Annotated in this window: 23 protein-coding genes; all 23 read left to right on the plus strand. The window is 51.0% G+C overall.

Features of this window, described 5'->3' with window-relative positions:
- The first annotated feature begins 825 nt into the window (after positions 1-825).
- Entirely contained in the window at positions 826-1,188 is a 363-nt protein-coding gene (locus K0B93_RS00485) for a hypothetical protein (RefSeq protein WP_219477863.1), read from the plus strand.
- A gap of 626 nt (positions 1,189-1,814) precedes the next feature.
- Positions 1,815-2,360 (plus strand): hypothetical protein, encoded by a 546-nt coding sequence (locus K0B93_RS00490; protein ID WP_219865319.1) that lies wholly within the window; start codon positions 1,815-1,817, stop codon positions 2,358-2,360.
- 91 nt (positions 2,361-2,451) lie between these two features.
- Complete coding sequence (locus K0B93_RS00495; protein ID WP_219865320.1) at positions 2,452-2,868, plus strand: GNAT family N-acetyltransferase; 417 nt, start codon at positions 2,452-2,454, stop codon at positions 2,866-2,868.
- 86 nt (positions 2,869-2,954) lie between these two features.
- Positions 2,955-3,674 (plus strand): lysophospholipid acyltransferase family protein, encoded by a 720-nt coding sequence (locus K0B93_RS00500; protein WP_219865321.1) that lies wholly within the window; start codon positions 2,955-2,957, stop codon positions 3,672-3,674.
- A gap of 90 nt (positions 3,675-3,764) precedes the next feature.
- The gene (locus tag K0B93_RS00505) at positions 3,765-4,181 is read left to right on the plus strand and encodes a hypothetical protein (RefSeq protein WP_219865322.1); all 417 of its coding nucleotides are present in this window, start codon (positions 3,765-3,767) and stop codon (positions 4,179-4,181) included.
- 87 nt (positions 4,182-4,268) lie between these two features.
- Entirely contained in the window at positions 4,269-4,733 is a 465-nt protein-coding gene (locus tag K0B93_RS00510) for a hypothetical protein (RefSeq protein WP_219865323.1), read from the plus strand.
- Positions 4,734-4,831: 98 nt separating this feature from the next.
- On the plus strand, positions 4,832-5,263 hold the full coding sequence (locus K0B93_RS00515) for a DUF4345 domain-containing protein (RefSeq protein ID WP_219865324.1): 432 nt from the start codon (positions 4,832-4,834) through the stop codon (positions 5,261-5,263).
- 103 nt (positions 5,264-5,366) lie between these two features.
- Positions 5,367-6,080: a ZIP family metal transporter gene (locus K0B93_RS00520; RefSeq protein ID WP_219865325.1), complete on the plus strand. Its 714-nt coding sequence runs from the start codon at positions 5,367-5,369 to the stop codon at positions 6,078-6,080.
- A gap of 157 nt (positions 6,081-6,237) precedes the next feature.
- The gene (locus K0B93_RS00525) at positions 6,238-6,621 is read left to right on the plus strand and encodes a hypothetical protein (RefSeq protein ID WP_219865326.1); all 384 of its coding nucleotides are present in this window, start codon (positions 6,238-6,240) and stop codon (positions 6,619-6,621) included.
- An 87-nt stretch (positions 6,622-6,708) separates the two neighbouring features.
- On the plus strand, positions 6,709-7,125 hold the full coding sequence (locus K0B93_RS00530; RefSeq protein WP_219865327.1) for a VOC family protein: 417 nt from the start codon (positions 6,709-6,711) through the stop codon (positions 7,123-7,125).
- An 84-nt stretch (positions 7,126-7,209) separates the two neighbouring features.
- Positions 7,210-8,157, plus strand: coding sequence for a zinc-dependent alcohol dehydrogenase (locus K0B93_RS00535; protein WP_219865328.1), 948 nt, complete (start codon positions 7,210-7,212; stop codon positions 8,155-8,157).
- Between the two features lie 107 nt (positions 8,158-8,264).
- Entirely contained in the window at positions 8,265-8,531 is a 267-nt protein-coding gene (locus K0B93_RS00540; RefSeq protein WP_219865329.1) for a hypothetical protein, read from the plus strand.
- A gap of 129 nt (positions 8,532-8,660) precedes the next feature.
- Complete coding sequence (locus tag K0B93_RS00545; RefSeq protein WP_228743135.1) at positions 8,661-8,936, plus strand: cupin domain-containing protein; 276 nt, start codon at positions 8,661-8,663, stop codon at positions 8,934-8,936.
- Positions 8,937-9,039: 103 nt separating this feature from the next.
- Positions 9,040-9,666, plus strand: coding sequence for an FMN-binding negative transcriptional regulator (locus tag K0B93_RS00550; RefSeq protein ID WP_219865331.1), 627 nt, complete (start codon positions 9,040-9,042; stop codon positions 9,664-9,666).
- Positions 9,667-10,407: 741 nt separating this feature from the next.
- The gene (locus K0B93_RS00555; protein ID WP_219865332.1) at positions 10,408-10,782 is read left to right on the plus strand and encodes a hypothetical protein; all 375 of its coding nucleotides are present in this window, start codon (positions 10,408-10,410) and stop codon (positions 10,780-10,782) included.
- An 87-nt stretch (positions 10,783-10,869) separates the two neighbouring features.
- The gene (locus K0B93_RS00560; protein WP_219865333.1) at positions 10,870-11,268 is read left to right on the plus strand and encodes a GFA family protein; all 399 of its coding nucleotides are present in this window, start codon (positions 10,870-10,872) and stop codon (positions 11,266-11,268) included.
- Between the two features lie 44 nt (positions 11,269-11,312).
- A complete protein-coding gene (locus K0B93_RS00565; RefSeq protein ID WP_219865334.1) occupies positions 11,313-11,819 on the plus strand; it encodes a GNAT family N-acetyltransferase in 507 nt (168 codons plus the stop codon).
- Positions 11,820-11,869: 50 nt separating this feature from the next.
- Positions 11,870-12,751 carry a sulfurtransferase gene (locus K0B93_RS00570; RefSeq protein WP_219865335.1) on the plus strand — a complete coding sequence of 294 codons (882 nt, stop codon included), beginning with the start codon at positions 11,870-11,872 and terminating at the stop codon, positions 12,749-12,751.
- Between the two features lie 117 nt (positions 12,752-12,868).
- Positions 12,869-13,258 (plus strand): septal ring lytic transglycosylase RlpA family protein, encoded by a 390-nt coding sequence (locus tag K0B93_RS00575; RefSeq protein ID WP_219865336.1) that lies wholly within the window; start codon positions 12,869-12,871, stop codon positions 13,256-13,258.
- A gap of 212 nt (positions 13,259-13,470) precedes the next feature.
- On the plus strand, positions 13,471-14,394 hold the full coding sequence (locus K0B93_RS00580) for a M14 family metallopeptidase (protein WP_219865337.1): 924 nt from the start codon (positions 13,471-13,473) through the stop codon (positions 14,392-14,394).
- A 94-nt stretch (positions 14,395-14,488) separates the two neighbouring features.
- On the plus strand, positions 14,489-14,815 hold the full coding sequence (locus K0B93_RS00585) for a DUF2834 domain-containing protein (protein ID WP_228743137.1): 327 nt from the start codon (positions 14,489-14,491) through the stop codon (positions 14,813-14,815).
- A gap of 236 nt (positions 14,816-15,051) precedes the next feature.
- The gene (locus K0B93_RS00590) at positions 15,052-15,594 is read left to right on the plus strand and encodes a class I SAM-dependent methyltransferase (protein WP_219865338.1); all 543 of its coding nucleotides are present in this window, start codon (positions 15,052-15,054) and stop codon (positions 15,592-15,594) included.
- 93 nt (positions 15,595-15,687) lie between these two features.
- Positions 15,688-16,779, plus strand: coding sequence for a hypothetical protein (locus K0B93_RS00595; RefSeq protein WP_219865339.1), 1,092 nt, complete (start codon positions 15,688-15,690; stop codon positions 16,777-16,779).
- Positions 16,780-16,812: the final 33 nt, after the last annotated feature.

Genomic DNA, 16,812 nt, shown 5'->3' on the forward strand with positions numbered 1-16,812 from the left:
TAAAGAGCCGTTTGTTAAAAAGTGCCTGTCTTCAGGAGAGCGAATACGATGAATTTTGGAAAGAAGTGAAAGATTGTAGAGACAAATTTATTGCTCATAAGGATCTTGAGGAAAGTGAAATTTTCTTCCCCAGAATTGATATATGTAGGCTAATGGCCGAAGAGCTTCGGCTCATTTTCGAGGAGTGTATTGAAAGCTGGCGAAATGAGTCAGACAACTCTGATCTTCGGGGAATGAGCGAGTATTACCGTATCTATCCAAACCGGGTTTTCGAGGGTCAATGTCGTAATCACTTTCTCTTCGGAATAGAAACAGTACATCTAAATCTGAGTTAACAAGTTGCGTAAGGCGGACGGCCTTCAGCCGCCGCTTCGCTCAGCGTTATATTCCAAACCATGCTGAAGTGTAAGGTCTGCAAGTCCAGATTGGACAAAGTTGGCAACGTGAGGCTGAATGCAGGGCCTTACGTCGGCAATCCTTTAGCGGCATTCCTGTGGACTGGGAGCACGAAAAGCCAGGTATCTCTTTTGTGTTTCTTGTTGGCTTTTGCCGCGGCCTTGGTCCTTCAAAATGCTTTGGGCATCTTGGCGATGCTGTTTTTTTTGGGTTATCACTTGCTTGTGATCAACGACCCGAAACAGCTGTACAAATGCGCAAAATGCTCCCAAGTCTATGTCGGTGATAAGCTTTTTCAGTATCAACCGAACGACGATTTGTACTTGTAATAGAACAAGTGCATTAAGTCTGTTCCGGCCCGATGGGCCTCCACCGGACGCCCTAGTCGGGCGCCGCTTATGCAAAGCGTTAGTTTTTAAGGAGTATGTCATGAGGTTTTTGGTTCTGTTTTTGGGATGCGTATGGGCGTTTGGCGTGCAGGCAATCGAGGGAATCAAGGTAGATGACTTCAAAGCTGCCGCAATTGTCCATATTCAGAAGGAGTACCCGAACGTCGCTCCGGATGATCTGGTGTTTTACGATCTCGACATCTCAGTATTAGACAACGATCTTCAAAAAAGTCGTCTGCGGCTTGGTTTTGTTGATGAAAGTTCTCGTCACTCGACTGGGAGCTCTCCTTATGCGTATGACACATACATCGTTAATTTCAAACTTATTTCAGGAGATTTTGTGCGGGCGCACAAAGGGTTCTGGGGAGGCTTTGAGTCGGTTTCGGGTGATGCAATTAAGTGAGCATCTGCAAAGAAACTAACAAGGCCAGGCACGCGACGCCCACTGCATTGTGGCTTCGCCTCCATTCCGTAGCCGCGCTTGCTGGCTGGCGTTAGACCGAAGTGAACTGAAGGAGATCCGTTGTACAAAAGATTCGATTGGTCATGGGCATGGCTTTTACTAGTTCTCCTCGCTGTCTTAATCTTCGAGCATGGCCTGGCCGAAGGCTTATGGAGGTTTTCCGGTTTTATATATGGCCTGTCGTTTCTTCAACTAGTTGCGCTGCTGGTTTTAGTTTTAATCGGCCGAAAAATTCAAAAGCGCCACATTGCTCTGCCTAGCTCGATCGTAATTTTTTGCAGTCTTCTTCTGGTGTTTATTGGCAAAACTGAGGTCGTTTTTAGGGTTTCGTTGTTTGGCGTATTGCTAGGCTCGATTCTGGGAGCTGGGTTTGCCTTCACCACCTCGAGGACTAGGGAAAGGATGAGCGTCGCGGAGCGTGAGATGAGTGCCAAACTTCGTAAATGGATTCGGAAAGAGAAGTAGGTCTAACCAAGCGGTCAACCGGACGCCAAAAGCGTAGCGCTTTTGGTTCCCTCCGCTGCGCTCCGGCGCCGGTTACCTTAGCGTTATTTTTTAGGTGACACATGGAAGCATCGTTAATTTTATCTTTGTTTTCTCTATTGATCGCGACATGCGGGTTTATATATTCCGCATACAATATTGAGAGAGATAAGGCCAAAGTAAAAGCTTGGGCGGAAGTTGTATCACACTCAAACTTTGACGAAAGCGGCACAAGGTTCAACGTATTTAAGGTGACCGTGGCTAATGTCGGTAGAAGACCAATTATAATTAAAGGTTTTAAAATTCAGGCAAAGGGTTTGAGCTTTGATATTCCAGCAAAAGATCCAGACTTTGACGTAATTTACGAGATCGGTCCAGATGGGGATAATAAAAAAGTTCTAGACTCGATAAGGCATGATTTTTCCAAAAATAATACTTGCGTTGCTTTAAAGGAAGGCGATTTTTTTGAAAACGAACTATCAGAGGAAAACTCTTACAATGACATGATTGCCTTTATAGATGGGGAGCTCTATGAAGGCGAAATGGTTTATGTAGAAGACATTCAGGGGCGACTTTATATGATTGAAGATTGCAAGAATAAAATGTCACTTTTTTACAAAAAAACATAACAATCGCAGGCATGGCGACGTCTTTTCCATTGCGGCTCCGCCTCCATTAAAAAGCTGCGCATGCTGCGGGCGTTAATTGCCAAGGAAAGGTATGACCATCGAGTTCAAAGTTAACCATCCCGTCACTGCCGATCAATTCATTGGCCTGCTTGAGAGCTCGACACTCGGGGAGCGCCGGCCTATGCAGGATCGCGCATGTCTTGAGGGGATGGTGGCAAACTCCAACCTGATCGTTAGCGCTTGGGATGGTTCGTTGCTGGTTGGTGTTGCCCGCAGCGTCACTGATTTCCACTATGCCTGCTACTTGTCTGATCTCGCAGTCCGCGAGGATTATCAGAGATCAGGGATAGGCAAACGATTACAGTTATTGACCCAGTCACAGCTTGGGCCTCACTGCAAAGTCATACTGCTCGCTGCCCCAGCCGCCAGCACTTATTATGGTCGTCTGGGGTACGCGCATAATGAACGGTGCTGGCTTTTGGAGCCCGGAGTAACCATTGGCAATTAACAAGGTATTGCAGTTCGTTCCGGGCCTATGGCCCTCCACCTGACGCCCCTAGCGGGGCGCCGCTGAATAACGGCGTTAGGTAAATTATGGATATTATTAATCAACTAATTCGTTATGTATTATCGATAAGTCTGATGGTTCCTATGCTAGGAGCCGCGGTAGTTGTCGCTCCAATTTCCTTAGATCGCAGTTGGCGAATTATTCGTAGCTGGAGTCAAACAACGATGAAGATATTTGGGGTCGTAGTCGAAGTTAAATTTGAGAACGGTCAGTCTCAGCTCGAGGAAGGTGGAGTTATAGTTGTCCTCAATCAACAAAGCTTAATTGTCCCAACGGCTATTTCCTCAAGATGTGATAAGCGGCTGATGAGTATTTGGAATATCGAATACGCGCTTATTCCATTCTTAGGTTGGGCGACAAGCTTGATGGGGTGGGTCATTGTTCGGCAATGGCCCAAACAATCAAAGAGACAACTACGCAAGGCTGCTCTTTACGCAAAAAACGGTGGTTTAATTCTGATATCGGCAGAGGGAATGCGGAGTATTGATGGAGAACTGATGCCTTATAAAAAAGGTGCGGCGGTTCTGCCGATTGAGTCGCAGGCTCTTATTCATCCTCTTTACATTGCTGGTGCTAGGCATTGCCTTCCGGTAGGTGAATGGAGGATTCGGCCTGGAACAATTGTTCTTCATTACTTAGAGCCTATTCCAACGAAGGGGCTCACCTATGACGATCGAAATTCTTTGCTAGAGAAGCTTCGAGTGGTAGCAGAGGTTGAACATGCTCAATGTAAACAAGCCAATTAATCGTCCACCTAACAAGGCCAGTCATGCTCGCCCACAAAGAAACGTGGGCTGGACTCGTTTCACTCGCCCATGCTGGCGGCGTTACACCGCATGAATACAACCGAGTTCGTCGTTTACTATGTGATAGCGGTATCAGCGATCTTTTTGCTGATCGCACTGGTGCGTTTTTCGCAGCTAAAGCCATTATTTCGGGCGAGGCAGGCCTCGGCATTGGTCGAGCAGAATCATCGTGCTCGTCTGGATCAGTTGATTCAGCTAGGCATCAGAATTGAGGGGAAGGGCCCAATACATTTTATCGCTCCTCCACCTTACACGCCCGACGAAGAATTGGTGGTTGGTGCCAAGATGGAAGTTTGGGTTTCGGATGAACTTCCTGGTGTGGTTTTGAACACAAGGCCTACCTTTTTGGTACTTCTGGGCCGGGCATTTTTTCCAGCATTCTTTATTGCATTCGTTCTTCTGTTGCCTATTTTGCTAATTCTGCGGGGCTATTTCGGTGCTGTGTAACAAGTACAGGCACAGCGACGCCCTTTTCATTGCGCCTTCGGCTCCATTACAAAGGCGCGCATGCTGCAAGCGTTAGGCATTTGAGAAATGGAGGTCACCGTAATGGGAAAATGGTTGGCGGGAATCGCTGCAAGCGTTATCGCGGCGGTGATCGGATGGGTGGTCATAGGTATCTTAAATGCCCCACCACCCAGCCCTCCGGCGCTTAGAGTGAGCGCTTGGTATGCACCAGAACCCGCGCAAGTGGGTAAGATCATAGATCTCTTCGTGAAGGTGCGTAGAGAAGACGATGAGCCTGTGCCGAATGCTAAAGTAAAGTTGACACCAATATCTGGAACATTTATGTGGGCAGGCTCAAGCAGTCATTCTATCAATGGCGTCACTGGCGCTAACGGCCTCTATTCCACGAAGTTTCAAACGGTACTCCAGGTTGGGGTCATTGGTGGAACGCCACCTCCCGGGACCTCTAAAACCGGAAGCATAAGCATTTTCGTGAGTAAAGCAGGATATGCAGATAGTAAAACAGAACTGAGAATAGAAACTGAGAATTGAGATACGCTTTTTGAACCTTTGTATGCGCCGTAGTTGCCTAACAAAGGCATACAGGCGACGGCTTACAGCGTCCGCTTCGCTCCCGCTTGCAGCTTCGCATGATGCTTGGCGTTCGTGCTCACAAGCGAGACTTTATCCAACACATGAATATGAACAAATTCCTAGTAAATATCACTGCCACAATTTTTGCTTTGTACGGCCTAGGGTTCGTATTCGCGCCTTCTCAGCTTTCTTTTTTGGTTACAAACGCTGTCCCAACAACCGCGGCTGCATTAACCGATATGAGAGCCACTTACGGTGGCATGTCGATAGCAGTTGGCATAGTGCTATTCATCCTCGCTTCAAAACAAGAATCAATCCGGCTTGGGTTAGCTGCCACTTTATTCCTAATGCTCGGCATGGCTTGTGGCCGTGTCGTAGGCCTCATTATCGACGGCTCAGAGAATCCAATCATGTACGTCTATTTAGCCCTTGAAATAGGGGTAGCAGCAGCTGCTTTGTTTTTACTAAGTCGCAGCAGGAAGTCATGAGCACTAACAATCACATGCACGGGACAATTTTTCCGTTACGCCTCCGGCTTCACTCCAAAATTGGCGCTGATGTGGGGCGTTATGCGCTAAAAATGGAAAGATTGTGAATAACTTAGTAATCCTTGTTGGGCTCACATTGGCAGCCGGATTGGCGATGCTTCTCGGTGCGTTTCTGGCCAGCTTCGGAAAATTCAGATCACGATTGGTTGAGGCAGAATTCAGTCACAGCATCATGGCATTTGGTGGCGGCGCTCTATTATCTGCGGTAGCTCTCGTATTAGTTCCTTATGGTATTGCCAAGCTTGATCCGTTGATAGCATCTACTTGCCTCCTGGTTGGTGGGCTCATTTTCATGATGCTTGACATTTATCTTCTAAAGCTGGAGACGCCGGCCAGTCAACTCGTGGCGATGCTTCTTGATTTCATACCTGAATCAATAGCGCTTGGAACTGCATTTGCAATCGGAAGTACAGACGCGGTGTTGCTTGCGGCGCTAATCGTATTGCAAAACGTCCCAGAGGGGTTTAACGCATATCGTGAGTTGAACAGATCTTATAAATTTGGTCCGAAAAAAATTATGGCCATTTTCTTTTTGATGGCATTTCTGGGTCCTATTTTTGGGGTGTCCAGCTACTTATGGATGCAAAACCAAGTTATTGCCATTGCTGTTATTGTGCTTGTGGCTTCTGGAGGTATTCTGTATTCCGTATTTCAAGATATCGCCCCAAGAGTAAAACTCGCAAAACATTGGGCGCCTCCGATGGGCGCGGTGCTAGGTTTTGTGCTTGGTATGGTTGGGGTGATGGTGATCAAATGATGGGCATAACAATATGGGTAGGATCCTTACGCTACTAATCCTTATTCTATTGGCTATTGCGTCGGTAGCTGGCTATCTGTTTCTCGCTAAAATCATTTCTGCCGGGGAGGTCCGAATAGCCGAAGGTCAAAGACGGCTAGAAGAAGGACAGTCTGCGATGGAGGAAGGCAAGGTTGACCTGCTCGCCGGAAGACGCCAGTTGTCCGAGGGCAAGGCGGAGTACGCGCAAGCTGAAGACAACCTGTTCCTGAAGTGGGCGGACAGACTGCTAAACGCCGGGAAGGGCCTGAAGGAGGGTAGAGAGCAGATCGCCGAGGGAGAAAAACAGGTTGCCGAAGGACAAGGAAAGGTTGACGCCGGGGAAGAGCGACTTCATGCAGGTGAGCTGAAATTGAGCCAGGGGCGGGAACGTTTGAGGCTGGCAAGGAAGGTAAGCGTTGCTTGTGCGATCGGCGGGGGTATTTTTGCCTCTCTAGCGATCGTGTTTGGGTTCCGCTGGAGGCGATCATTGGCCCGGGCTATTACGCATTCCCGGACCTAACAACACGTCGGAACCGACTCCTGGAAGGGCACATTTCAGTTGCCTTTCCAGGAGCGGTTCAGCGTGGACGTTATGCAGGGAGCAATCATGAAACCACGAATTAGCATGATCACTTTAGGGGTAAGTGACCTGCCGCGTTCTGTAGTGTTTTACGAGCAGGGTCTCGGGCTTCCGAGAATGGATTCTCCACCCGAAGTGGCGTTCTTTACGTTGAATGATACTTGGCTAGGATTGTACGGTCGCGAAGCCTTGGCTGAAGATGCGTCAGTCTCTGGGGAGTCAAGCGGATTCGCAGGGTTCAGCCTAGCGCACAATGTGGGCTCTGAGCAGGAGGTTGACCAGGTTATGGCCCAGGCTGAATCAGCCGGTGCCGTTGTGACCAAACCAGCTCAGAAAACAGAGTGGGGTGGATACGCAGGGTACTTTGCTGATCCAGACGGTTATCTCTGGGAAATAGCGCACAATCCGTTGTTTTGGGTCGGGCCCTCAGATGAACCTGCATAACAAGTGAATCAAGCCGACCTATTTTCTGCTGCCGCTCCAAATCGGCGGTTTATTCAAGGCGTTATACAGGGAGGTGTAACCTAAATGAGAGCTCTTCTGCTCAAGGGACCGCAAATACTAGATCTAGAAAATATTGCTCCACCGGAGCCAGGTCAGGGTGAGGTGATCGTTGACGTAGAGGTCACAGGACTTGGCGGAAGCGAAGTAGCGGCACTTCAGAGCCCAGGCCTCCGGCCTCTTCCAAACATAATGGGGCACGGCTTGTGCGGCTTAGCGAGCACAGGTCATCGGGTGGCGGTCTTTCCTTTATCAGGTTGTGAGGTGTGCCTTTACTGCAACCAAGGTCAGCCCCAGCTTTGCAACGACTGGAATCTGATTGGTGTCCAAAAGCCTGGTGGCTTTGCCGAACAGGTATCAGTTCCAGAGAGCGCTCTCGTCCATATGCCTGCTACATTAAGTTGGGAGCAAGCATCGTTTATTGAGCCTTTTGCAAACGCCGTAAATGCTTGGAAGCGCGCTCAACCAAAGTCAACCGACTCTGTTTTGGTGATAGGCGCAGGCTCATTGGGTTTGGGCTTAACAGCAATGGCCCGGGATCAGGGCTGCAAATCAATCTTTGTATCAGACCTATCGTCCAAACGCTTGGAAGCTGCTTTGTCACTTGGCGCCCGGGAGGTAGCTCTGAGTTTCAGCCGAGAATTCGATATCGTGTTCGACACTGTAGGCACGGAGCTAGCCCGCACTCAGTGCATCAATCAAACAAAGAAAAATGGAAAAAGCGTTTTTCTGGGCTTTGCCTCACAATCTTTAAATATCGATTTCACTCGCATGATTCGAGAGCAGATAACGTTTATTGGATCCTTTGTTTTTTCTAGGCAGCAGTTTGGGAAAGCGATGGAGCTGGCGCATGACTGTAGTTCTGAGTGGGTAAAGAATTTGAGCTTTAATGAGGTTGCGGCCGAGCTAAAGGCTTACGCAGATGGCACTTTAATGCCGATAAAATCGGCGCTGCGACCGCGAAAAATAGTATAACCAACCGCGTAAGGCGGACGGCTTTCAGCCGCCGCTTCGCTCCGGGTTAGGGTTGAAACGAGCACTTTTTATATCCAGCCACGTGGGCTTGAACTAAGGAGGGCGAAGTGGATACAGGCAAGTTGATTTTCCTGGCTTCGTTTATGGCATTTGCTGCTCTCACCTTTTGGTTTAATTTGTTTGCGGCTCATCGGATCAGACCAACAAGAAAACGAGAGCACTTCCTCGCTAATCTGCTCTGGTTTTTCGAGCGAGACTCGTTTCGTGAAAATGACAAATGGATTCGATGGGTTGGGGCGCTACTTAACGTTTCTTTTTGGGGTACTTTATTTGGGGATTCCAAAAATTCATTATCCCATGAGTCTGCTTCCTAACCAGGCGCAGTTGCCGGACAATTTCTCCACCGCTTTGCGACTCCAAAATTGGCGCAAAGCTTCGCGTTATGTAAATTTAAGAATATGAATCCAACAAACATATTTGATTCGCTTCCAAAGGACCTAAGTTTGGAGGTTTTTGAAGATCTCGTTCATTCGTCAACGGTGAGGATTGAGCGCATTGTTTCAAAAGGTCATAGCTCACCTGATAAGGGATGGTATGACCAGGATGAGAACGAATGGGTGATGGTTGTCGAAGGTAAGGCCTCACTAGAGTTTGAGGATGGTTCAAAAAGTGAGTTGTCGGCTGGTGATTACATAAATATCCCCGCGCACCTCAAACACAAGGTTACCTGGACAGATCCGGACGAGATTACTGTCTGGCTTGCTGTTTTCTATAAGTAGCAAAAATTTACACAACAATTCGTTAAAGCCGACCGCGCTACGCGCGACGGCTTAACTCCAGCGTTAGCTGCGCCAGGACGACCCTACTCAGGAACTTAAAAGCATGTATATCCCGAACCACTTCAAAGAAGAAAACCAAAAAAAGCTTAAGCAGTACGTTCGCGATTATAGCTTTGGGCTGCTCGTCATCTCAGACGATGAAGGGATTGAGGCTAATCATGTCCCCTTTCACTTGAGCTGTCGGTCAGAAGATTCACTTGGACATCTTCAGTGCCACCTGGCTCGCAATAATCCAGTCTGGCAACGCATACAGGACGGAGCTCGGGTGCTTGCAATATTTCAGGGGCCCGATGCTTACATCTCACCCTCCTGGTATCCAACCAAGGCTGAAACAGGCAGGGTCGTCCCAACATGGAACTATCTTGCTGTCCATGCGCAAGGAAGTGCTCGGATTGTTCAGGAGCCAAGCTGGTTGAAAAATCATCTTCATCATCTAACAGATCAACATGAGTCGGAAATGGTTACTCCTTGGTCAGTTGATGATGCGCCAGCGGATTTCACAGAACGTTTGGTGCAGGCTATTGTTGGAGTAGAGATCAAAGTTGAAACTCTGACAGGTAAGCTGAAAGCAAGTCAGAACCAGCCGGCGGGAAACCGCGCCGGCGTCAAAGCCGGTCTGGAAGCTGGAGAAGGAGCGCAGAACCGTGCCATGGCCAAATTCATCAGCTAACCAGGGTCTTCAGCGAACCGCCTTTCCGGCGCGTTGCGCCTCCGAATCGGCCGCTGAGTCCATCTGTTAAATGTCAGGGTGGAAATGGAGATCTTCATAACAGTAATGAGCTTTGCCTTACCAGTTAGCTATTTGTATATCGCGGGAGTTGGTAGCGCATACTATAAAGGCAGTGTCCTAGAAGCGTTTTCTGTTATCAGTATTTTCTGCCCCCATAAATTTGAAGGTGTTGGCAGGAAATATTACAAGGCTCTAGTTTTCTGGTACTTATCAATGCTAGTCACCGTAGTCATGTTTTATGTCATCAACTGAAATGTATTTAACAAGCAAGGGCAGCATCGCCCTGTGGGCAGGACGCGCTACCGCGCGCTGAATATTGGCGTTATACGTTCTTTGACCAACGGATGGCCAAGCGATGCGAAATTTAGACATTCAATACATCGTCTATTTGGTGGGGATTTTCTCTTTTGCTGCCTTTTACTATGAGCTGAAGGCGGAATTCGAAAACCAATGGTTCTTTGTGGGCGCGGCATTGGCTTACCTTGCTTTCATCCGATTGATCGGTTACCTAGCCACCAAATGGTTGCGCTCACGAGATAAAACAAACACATAGGGTGGCTGCTCATTCGGCGCCAGCCTTTAGCCCATTTAACAAGTCGCAGCATTACGTGGCCTTCGGCCGCCGGACGGCTTTCAGCCCCCCCCTTATGCAGACGTTAGGGCTTCGTTAAGGCAGACAGGATGCGACAACTTTTTTATATCGTTTTACTGAGCTTTCCCTCAATTTCTGCGGCATTGGATTTTGAGCAAGCGGAAAAGCTGCTTAAAAAGCAGTGGATCGAAGGTGATCCAGAAGTTGCCGCTTATTCAGAGGAAAGGATGCAGTATGAGAATAGTATTCGACTTGATGAACGCGGTGGCTGCTACGGCATCCGAGGCGATGGCATTACCCAAATCTTGAGGATCAACGAAGAGGGTGTTGTCGATCAGGTGGTATCTTCGTCGAAGGGGCCGAAGAGCGAATGCTTCCGAGAACTCTATTTGGGAACCAAGTTCAAAAAGCCGCCCAAGGCCCCAATCTATCGAAAAATGATGATGGGGTATTCCTCAAGTTGAGAGCTTGCTGCCCTAACCAGTCACACGACCGGACGCCACTGTCGTAGCTCCGGTGTGCTAAGCGTTATCACACAAGGAGCTGCATCAATGAAGCAAACAGGTAGTTGTCTCTGCGGGGGCATTCAGTACGAAATCAATGGTCCGCTGACCGATGTTTTGAACTGTCATTGCTCAATGTGCCGGAAGCTTCATGCCTCAGCTTTCAGAACTCGCGCTAAGGTGCGGTCTTCTGACTGGCACACCGTCAAAGGCCAGGAGTTGATGAAGTTCTACGAATCGTCTCCGGGTGAGCACAAGGGCTTTTGCTCAAACTGTGGTTCCAGCCTTTATACAAAATTTGATGCAAACCCCAAGATCTATGGTTTCCCACTTGGAACGCTCAATACTGATCCGGGAGTAAAAGCAGGGCGCCATGTATTCGTGGCCAGCAAGGCCCCCTGGTACGAGATTACGGATGATCTGCCTCAGCATGCAGAGTATGACTGAGACAGTGATAACCAGCCGCCGCTCCGCTCAGCGTTAGGGCTACTATGGAAATACAAACTTATTCTGCAGACAAAGCTAGGGAAGTTGCTGAATTGTTTCATCAATCTGTTCATGCAATTGATCCTTCGTTGTATACGTCAGAGCAAAAAGAAGCTTGGGCTCCTACTCCTGTGGATTATGAGAACTGGTCTGAGCGACTGAAAGCGAAAAAACCGTTCATAGCTTTAATTGAAAATTGTGTAGCTGGTTTTATCGAATTGGATGCTAATGGTCATATCGACTGTACTTATACCCATCCGAATTTTCAGGGAAGAGGTGTCGCATCTGCCTTGTATGAGCATTTACTTGCGGAGGCAAGGGCCAGAAATATCAAACGCTTACACGTTGAGGCTTCACTCATTGCTAAGCCGTTCTTCGAGCACCGCGGCTTCTCTGTGGTCAAGAAAAATGAAGTGCAAAGAAACGGGGTTTCGTTAGTGAATTTCTCAATGGAAAGCTATCTAAGCCCTAACAATCAAATGCAGCCGACGGCTAACGCGTCGGCTGATTAGGGCGTTTTAGGCGGCATTTAGACACTGGTGCGGAACCACAGGGGGTTGCCATGAGTGAATTCAATATGAATGTGCCCGAGACCGGTTCACTCCACCCGCTCGTCGAACCAGAGTGGCTGGAGAAACACCTGGACGACCCTGACCTACGCATCGTGGATGCAACGGTGCAAGTGAAGCTCTGGCCATTCCCGCATGTCAGGAGCGGTAGGCGTGGGTTTAAGCGAGGCCACATCCCAGGGGCAACATTTGCAGACCTCCTGAAAATATCGGATCCCCAGCGGCCTTCCTACACGTTCACGATGCCAACTGCGGAACGGTTCGCCGACCACATGGGCCGACTTGGCATCGGGAACGGCACACGTGTCGTGCTTTACGACGGGCGGGAGAACATGTGGGCCGCGCGATTGTGGTGGATGCTCCGCACGTTCGGCTTTGACGACGCGGCGGTCCTTAACGGTGGGTGGAAGGCCTGGCGGCTTGAAGACCGTCCGGTCTCCTCGAAACCTTGCGAGTACCCGGCTACTAGGTTCACCCCGCATGTCCGGCCGGAGCTCATCGTTGGCAAAGAGGAGGTGCTGACCGCAATTGAGGATCCGACGACGTGCATCGTGAATGCGCTGGGCCGCCGGCAGCATCGTGGTGAACGTAAAGAATATGGGGGACGCGGGCATATTCCAGGCGCAAAAAACGTGACGGCATGGGAAATCCTCGACCGGAAGACGATGCGCTATCGTCCGGCCGAAGAGCTGCGCGAGCTGTTTCGCCCGATGTTGGAGGCCGAGCGGGTTATTACCTACTGTGGCGGTGGCATTGCCTCTTCGAGCGATGCGTTTATCCTCCACTTGCTGGGACATCCGAACGTGGCCGTTTACGACGGGGGGCTCATCGAGTGGTCGGCAGATCGCAGCTTACCCCTCGAACTCGGAGAATGACGATCACAAGTACGTTGCCTGACAAGGCGCACCAGTTCGCGCCCGGTTGGGCGCCGGGCGCTCTTATGCTCGTGCCGCTGTTTTGGCGTTATGTGAATTCAATAAAAGAAACCGATTATGATGGTCATTTTAAGAAATATATTGGTAATTGCATTCTTTAGCTTGATAGCTGGATGTTCAACTGTTCAGCCTGGAACCGGAGGTAGCTGGGTCGGTTTCACTGAAACCGGGCAAGCGTCATATTATGCGGATAAATTTCAGAACAGAAAGACAGCCAGTGGGGCACTTTATAAGCACGAGCTTCATACAGCTGCACATAAAAAACTACCATTCGGTACAACGGTAAAAGTAACAAACACCAAGAATGGCAAAAGTGTCGTTGTCGAAATCAATGATCGTGGACCATTCGTCAAAGGTCGCATCATTGATCTGTCAAAATCTGCGTTCACTCGTATTGGCAATACATCTGTGGGTTTGATCAACGTAAAAATTGAGGTGCTGAGGTAGCATTTAACAAGATGGCTAAAGGAATGCCGCCGATGCTGCGCTCCGTTGGCGCCCAGTACCAATAGCCTAATAGGATGGTGGATAATCGCCAGGCGGTGCGGCGCCGCGGCTGTTAGGGGCGTTGTCCTGAGGCGGTATCAGGTCTGATTGCGAGCTTGGGCGCGGATGCTAGAATGCCTGCCTGCATTGGCCATCACTGGAGAAAAAGCGATATGAACACGGCTTCCGCACCTTATCCAATCGGTACGCCTGGCGCTCCCTGGGGCGATGCGGAACGCGCCGATTGGTTGTCTCGGCAGACCCGTCAACGCAGCTATGGGACCGAGGTGTTGAGTGTGATCGAGCGCCTGCGCCCGCGCTTCGACGTGAAAGAGTATGGCCGTCTGGAATATGGCCCCGATAGTTATCCGTTGATGGCGCTCCGGAGCCGTGACTGGAATGACGATCTTCCGGTCGTTCTGGTAACGGGCGGGGTACACGGCTATGAAACCAGCGGTGTCCACGGCGCGCTGCAGTTCCTCGATCAGCATGCCGCCGATTACACGGGCCGCGTCAACCTGCTGGTCGCGCCCTGTGTCAGTCCCTGGGCTTACGAGCGCATCCATCGCTGGAACCCGAACGCGGTTGATCCGAACCGCTCGTTCCGCGATGACAGTCCGGCTGAGGAGTCGGCGGCACTCATGCGCCTGGTGGAGCCCGTCCGCGATCATGCACTGATTCATATCGACCTCCACGAGACCACCGATACCGACGAAACCGAGTTTCGCCCCGCGCTGGCTGCCCGCGACGGCAAGCCGTTTGAGCCGGGCGGGATTCCGGACGGCTTCTATCTGGTCGATGACAGCGAGAACTCGCAGCCTGAATTCCAGCAGGCGGTGATCAAGGCGGTTGAGCAGGTAACTCATATCGCTCCGGCCGATGACAGCGGAGAGATCTTCGGCTCACCGGTGGTCGCTCGCGGCGTCATCCAGTACCCGCTCAGCCAGCTGGGCCTGTGCGCCAGTGTCACCAGCGCCCCCTACAGGACCACCACCGAGGTCTATCCCGACAGCCCCCGTGCGACCGCCGAGCAATGCAATGCCGCGCAGGTTGCCGCGGTGTGTGCGGCGATCGACTTCGCGCTGGCGCACCGGTAGGGAAGGGCAATGAGCAGATGGGAAAGATTTCGAGCCCATTAAACAAGGTACTGGTGCCGGGCGTTATATTTTTCAAACTCACTCAAGGACGATCATGAAAGCCTCGACAATTCCGCTAATTATTCTCTGCCTGTTCATGGGCTTCACTTTCTGGGTTATGGCAGGCGCAGAGCAGTCACTATTGGCCTTCGGTGTCCAGCTTATGTCGAGCCCGGATACCGCTCAGGTTGTGATCGACCTCTATATTCTCGCCGGCCTGGCCTGCGTCTGGATGTACCAGGACGCCAAGAGTCGAGGTAAAGGACTGGGTTATCTCGTTCCATTTTTCATTCTGACTGCGGTGTTTGTATCCGCGGGGCCGTTATTGTATTTGGTGCTGCGTGGTGGGCGCGAGCCTGAAACCGAAGCCAGCAAAATGTGAGCATTTCCCAAAACGTTCTACTCTGGTCGGGCTCGTAGTGCCAAGCGATAAAAGCGGAAACTTCGTTCTGCTGCGCGAGTCAAACCTATTACAAATCGGCCCGCTTATCCGGCATGCTTCGCTCCGCTGCTACTACGGATCGTCAAGCGCCAAGGGGGAGTCCTGTGAACTGGACAGTCTCGTACGCTATAGGCTTTCACCCGTGGGAGGATACCGATCAGGAGTTTTTCCAATCTTTGTCATCGCTCCTTGAACGTGAAGAGCAGGGCCGTAAGCCACCCTATGGGCGTGCGCTTGATGTCGGCACCGGCAGCGCCATCTGGGGGATTCAGTTGGCCAAACGGGGCTGGGAGGTCACTGGTGTGGACGTCGTGGGCAAGGCCCTCGACCGTGGGCGTGAGCGGGTTCAGGCTGCCGGCGTAGAGATGAAGCTGGTGCAGGGGGACGTTACCCGGCTTTCTGCGGCGGAAGTAGGTTCCGGATTTCGGCTCATCCTGGATACCGGGACATTCCATGATTTCAACGTCGAGCAGCAGCAACGGATGGCCCGCAGCGTGGACGCCCTGGCCACGGAGGATGCCACGGTGATCTTATTGTGCTGGTCGCGGCGAATTCGTCCGCTGATCCGGGGCGTTAGCCGAGAAGACATCGAGACCGCCTTTGCAGGTTGGCAGGTCACCGACGTAGAACCCTCGCATTTCAAGCTGCCACGCCCCCTTGAATGGGTGCTGCGTCCCGACGAGCACTGGTATCGCCTGCGCCGTGCCCGCGCTCTTTGATCTATCCCGGGTATCTCGCCCATTTGGGGGATACTAGTTGCAAATGCGAAGTGTATTCTGGCGTGAAGATAAGAATAAAAGAAAGGCACGCCTATGCGCAGGATATCAACCTATTTGGTCATTGCGGCGGTACCGCTGACGGTGTTTTGTGCCGCGCTTTATTTCTTGAGTGCGGAGCCAGATGATTCACAAACACCCGAAGTGGCAGCGTCCCATGCATCCTCTATCAAACCAACGCCGACGCTTGACCTTCCCGGTTTGAAAGAGACCGATGCCGGCTTCGATTTTGATGATGAGATGAAATCCAAGCTCCAGGCCATTGGCGACGCCTACGAGGCCCAGGCGAGCTTCCCTGCATTATCCCAGCCGATTTCGCCGGACGAGCTGGAGGGCAAGTACCGCGGCAATACTCCGGTTGCGAGCGACTTGCCCGCGGATCTGACGGATCCGAACAGCCCGAGCATTTCAATTCTCACGGATCATTTCCGGTATTACCCCGGTGATCGGCTCGCCGCCAACGCGGCCATCTCCGGATTGTTCCCGGAAGAATCCAGTGCGGTGACTGCGCAGTTGTTGCGTGGTGACGAAGAAGTCGCCCAGGCTTCCGTTACCTCTTCTCAGGACCAGCCTCATTCGTACTACCTCGATTTCAGCGCCTTGCAATTTGATGACGTGAGTTGGAAAGAGGAGCTCACCGTTCAGGCAACCTTCAGTTTCCGTGGGGAACAGTACCTCCGCAGCGCCACTGTGGAGTATGTATCCACAATCGGAAGTGTGGACGGTGTGGCTCAGTCCCGGGTGCAGGCGGACTACCTGCAAATTCCGGTTCATGTGTCTACGGAAAAGCCCGGGCGCCACCGCCTGCAGGCGAACCTTTACGATGCTTCGACGGGCGAGCCTCTGGTGCATCTGAACGCCGAGGACAACGTGGATTCCACCGGTTCGCTGGTATTGAAAGCCCATATCGGGGCGTTGAAAGCCTCGGGTTCGGAGGGGCCCTATACGCTGGGCGATCTGGTCTTTACGCGTATGCCTACCAGCCCGGAATACATCACTGAATATGGTCGCGTAAATCAGGAGCGCTACCAGGTCGGGGGGCACAGTTTTGATGACTACCTCGACAAACCCTACGTGAATCAGAAAGCCACCCGGATTGCCAGGGAGCTTCGTCGTATCGGTTCATGACTCAGCCTGTTTAAAAAAACAAACCTATGAACG

Source organism: Marinobacter sp. F4218, from assembly GCF_019443085.1.
In the GTDB taxonomy this organism is placed as follows: domain Bacteria; phylum Pseudomonadota; class Gammaproteobacteria; order Pseudomonadales; family Oleiphilaceae; genus Marinobacter; species Marinobacter albus.

What these genes read in the sequence shown, in the direction of transcription:
- K0B93_RS00485 (WP_219477863.1), top strand. Translation starts at nt 826, where the DNA reads ATGAGGTTTTTGGTTCTGTTTTTGGGATGCGTATGGGCGTTTGGCGTG.
- K0B93_RS00490 (WP_219865319.1), top strand. Translation starts at nt 1,815, where the DNA reads ATGGAAGCATCGTTAATTTTATCTTTGTTTTCTCTATTGATCGCGACA.
- K0B93_RS00495 (WP_219865320.1), top strand. Translation starts at nt 2,452, where the DNA reads ATGACCATCGAGTTCAAAGTTAACCATCCCGTCACTGCCGATCAATTC.
- K0B93_RS00500 (WP_219865321.1), top strand. Translation starts at nt 2,955, where the DNA reads ATGGATATTATTAATCAACTAATTCGTTATGTATTATCGATAAGTCTG.
- K0B93_RS00505 (WP_219865322.1), top strand. Translation starts at nt 3,765, where the DNA reads ATGAATACAACCGAGTTCGTCGTTTACTATGTGATAGCGGTATCAGCG.
- K0B93_RS00510 (WP_219865323.1), top strand. Translation starts at nt 4,269, where the DNA reads ATGGAGGTCACCGTAATGGGAAAATGGTTGGCGGGAATCGCTGCAAGC.
- K0B93_RS00515 (WP_219865324.1), top strand. Translation starts at nt 4,832, where the DNA reads ATGATGCTTGGCGTTCGTGCTCACAAGCGAGACTTTATCCAACACATG.
- K0B93_RS00525 (WP_219865326.1), top strand. Translation starts at nt 6,238, where the DNA reads ATGGAGGAAGGCAAGGTTGACCTGCTCGCCGGAAGACGCCAGTTGTCC.
- K0B93_RS00530 (WP_219865327.1), top strand. Translation starts at nt 6,709, where the DNA reads ATGAAACCACGAATTAGCATGATCACTTTAGGGGTAAGTGACCTGCCG.
- K0B93_RS00535 (WP_219865328.1), top strand. Translation starts at nt 7,210, where the DNA reads ATGAGAGCTCTTCTGCTCAAGGGACCGCAAATACTAGATCTAGAAAAT.
- K0B93_RS00550 (WP_219865331.1), top strand. Translation starts at nt 9,040, where the DNA reads ATGTATATCCCGAACCACTTCAAAGAAGAAAACCAAAAAAAGCTTAAG.
- K0B93_RS00555 (WP_219865332.1), top strand. Translation starts at nt 10,408, where the DNA reads ATGCGACAACTTTTTTATATCGTTTTACTGAGCTTTCCCTCAATTTCT.
- K0B93_RS00560 (WP_219865333.1), top strand. Translation starts at nt 10,870, where the DNA reads ATGAAGCAAACAGGTAGTTGTCTCTGCGGGGGCATTCAGTACGAAATC.
- K0B93_RS00565 (WP_219865334.1), top strand. Translation starts at nt 11,313, where the DNA reads ATGGAAATACAAACTTATTCTGCAGACAAAGCTAGGGAAGTTGCTGAA.
- K0B93_RS00570 (WP_219865335.1), top strand. Translation starts at nt 11,870, where the DNA reads ATGAGTGAATTCAATATGAATGTGCCCGAGACCGGTTCACTCCACCCG.
- K0B93_RS00575 (WP_219865336.1), top strand. Translation starts at nt 12,869, where the DNA reads ATGATGGTCATTTTAAGAAATATATTGGTAATTGCATTCTTTAGCTTG.
- K0B93_RS00580 (WP_219865337.1), top strand. Translation starts at nt 13,471, where the DNA reads ATGAACACGGCTTCCGCACCTTATCCAATCGGTACGCCTGGCGCTCCC.
- K0B93_RS00585 (WP_228743137.1), top strand. Translation starts at nt 14,489, where the DNA reads ATGAAAGCCTCGACAATTCCGCTAATTATTCTCTGCCTGTTCATGGGC.
- K0B93_RS00595 (WP_219865339.1), top strand. Translation starts at nt 15,688, where the DNA reads ATGCGCAGGATATCAACCTATTTGGTCATTGCGGCGGTACCGCTGACG.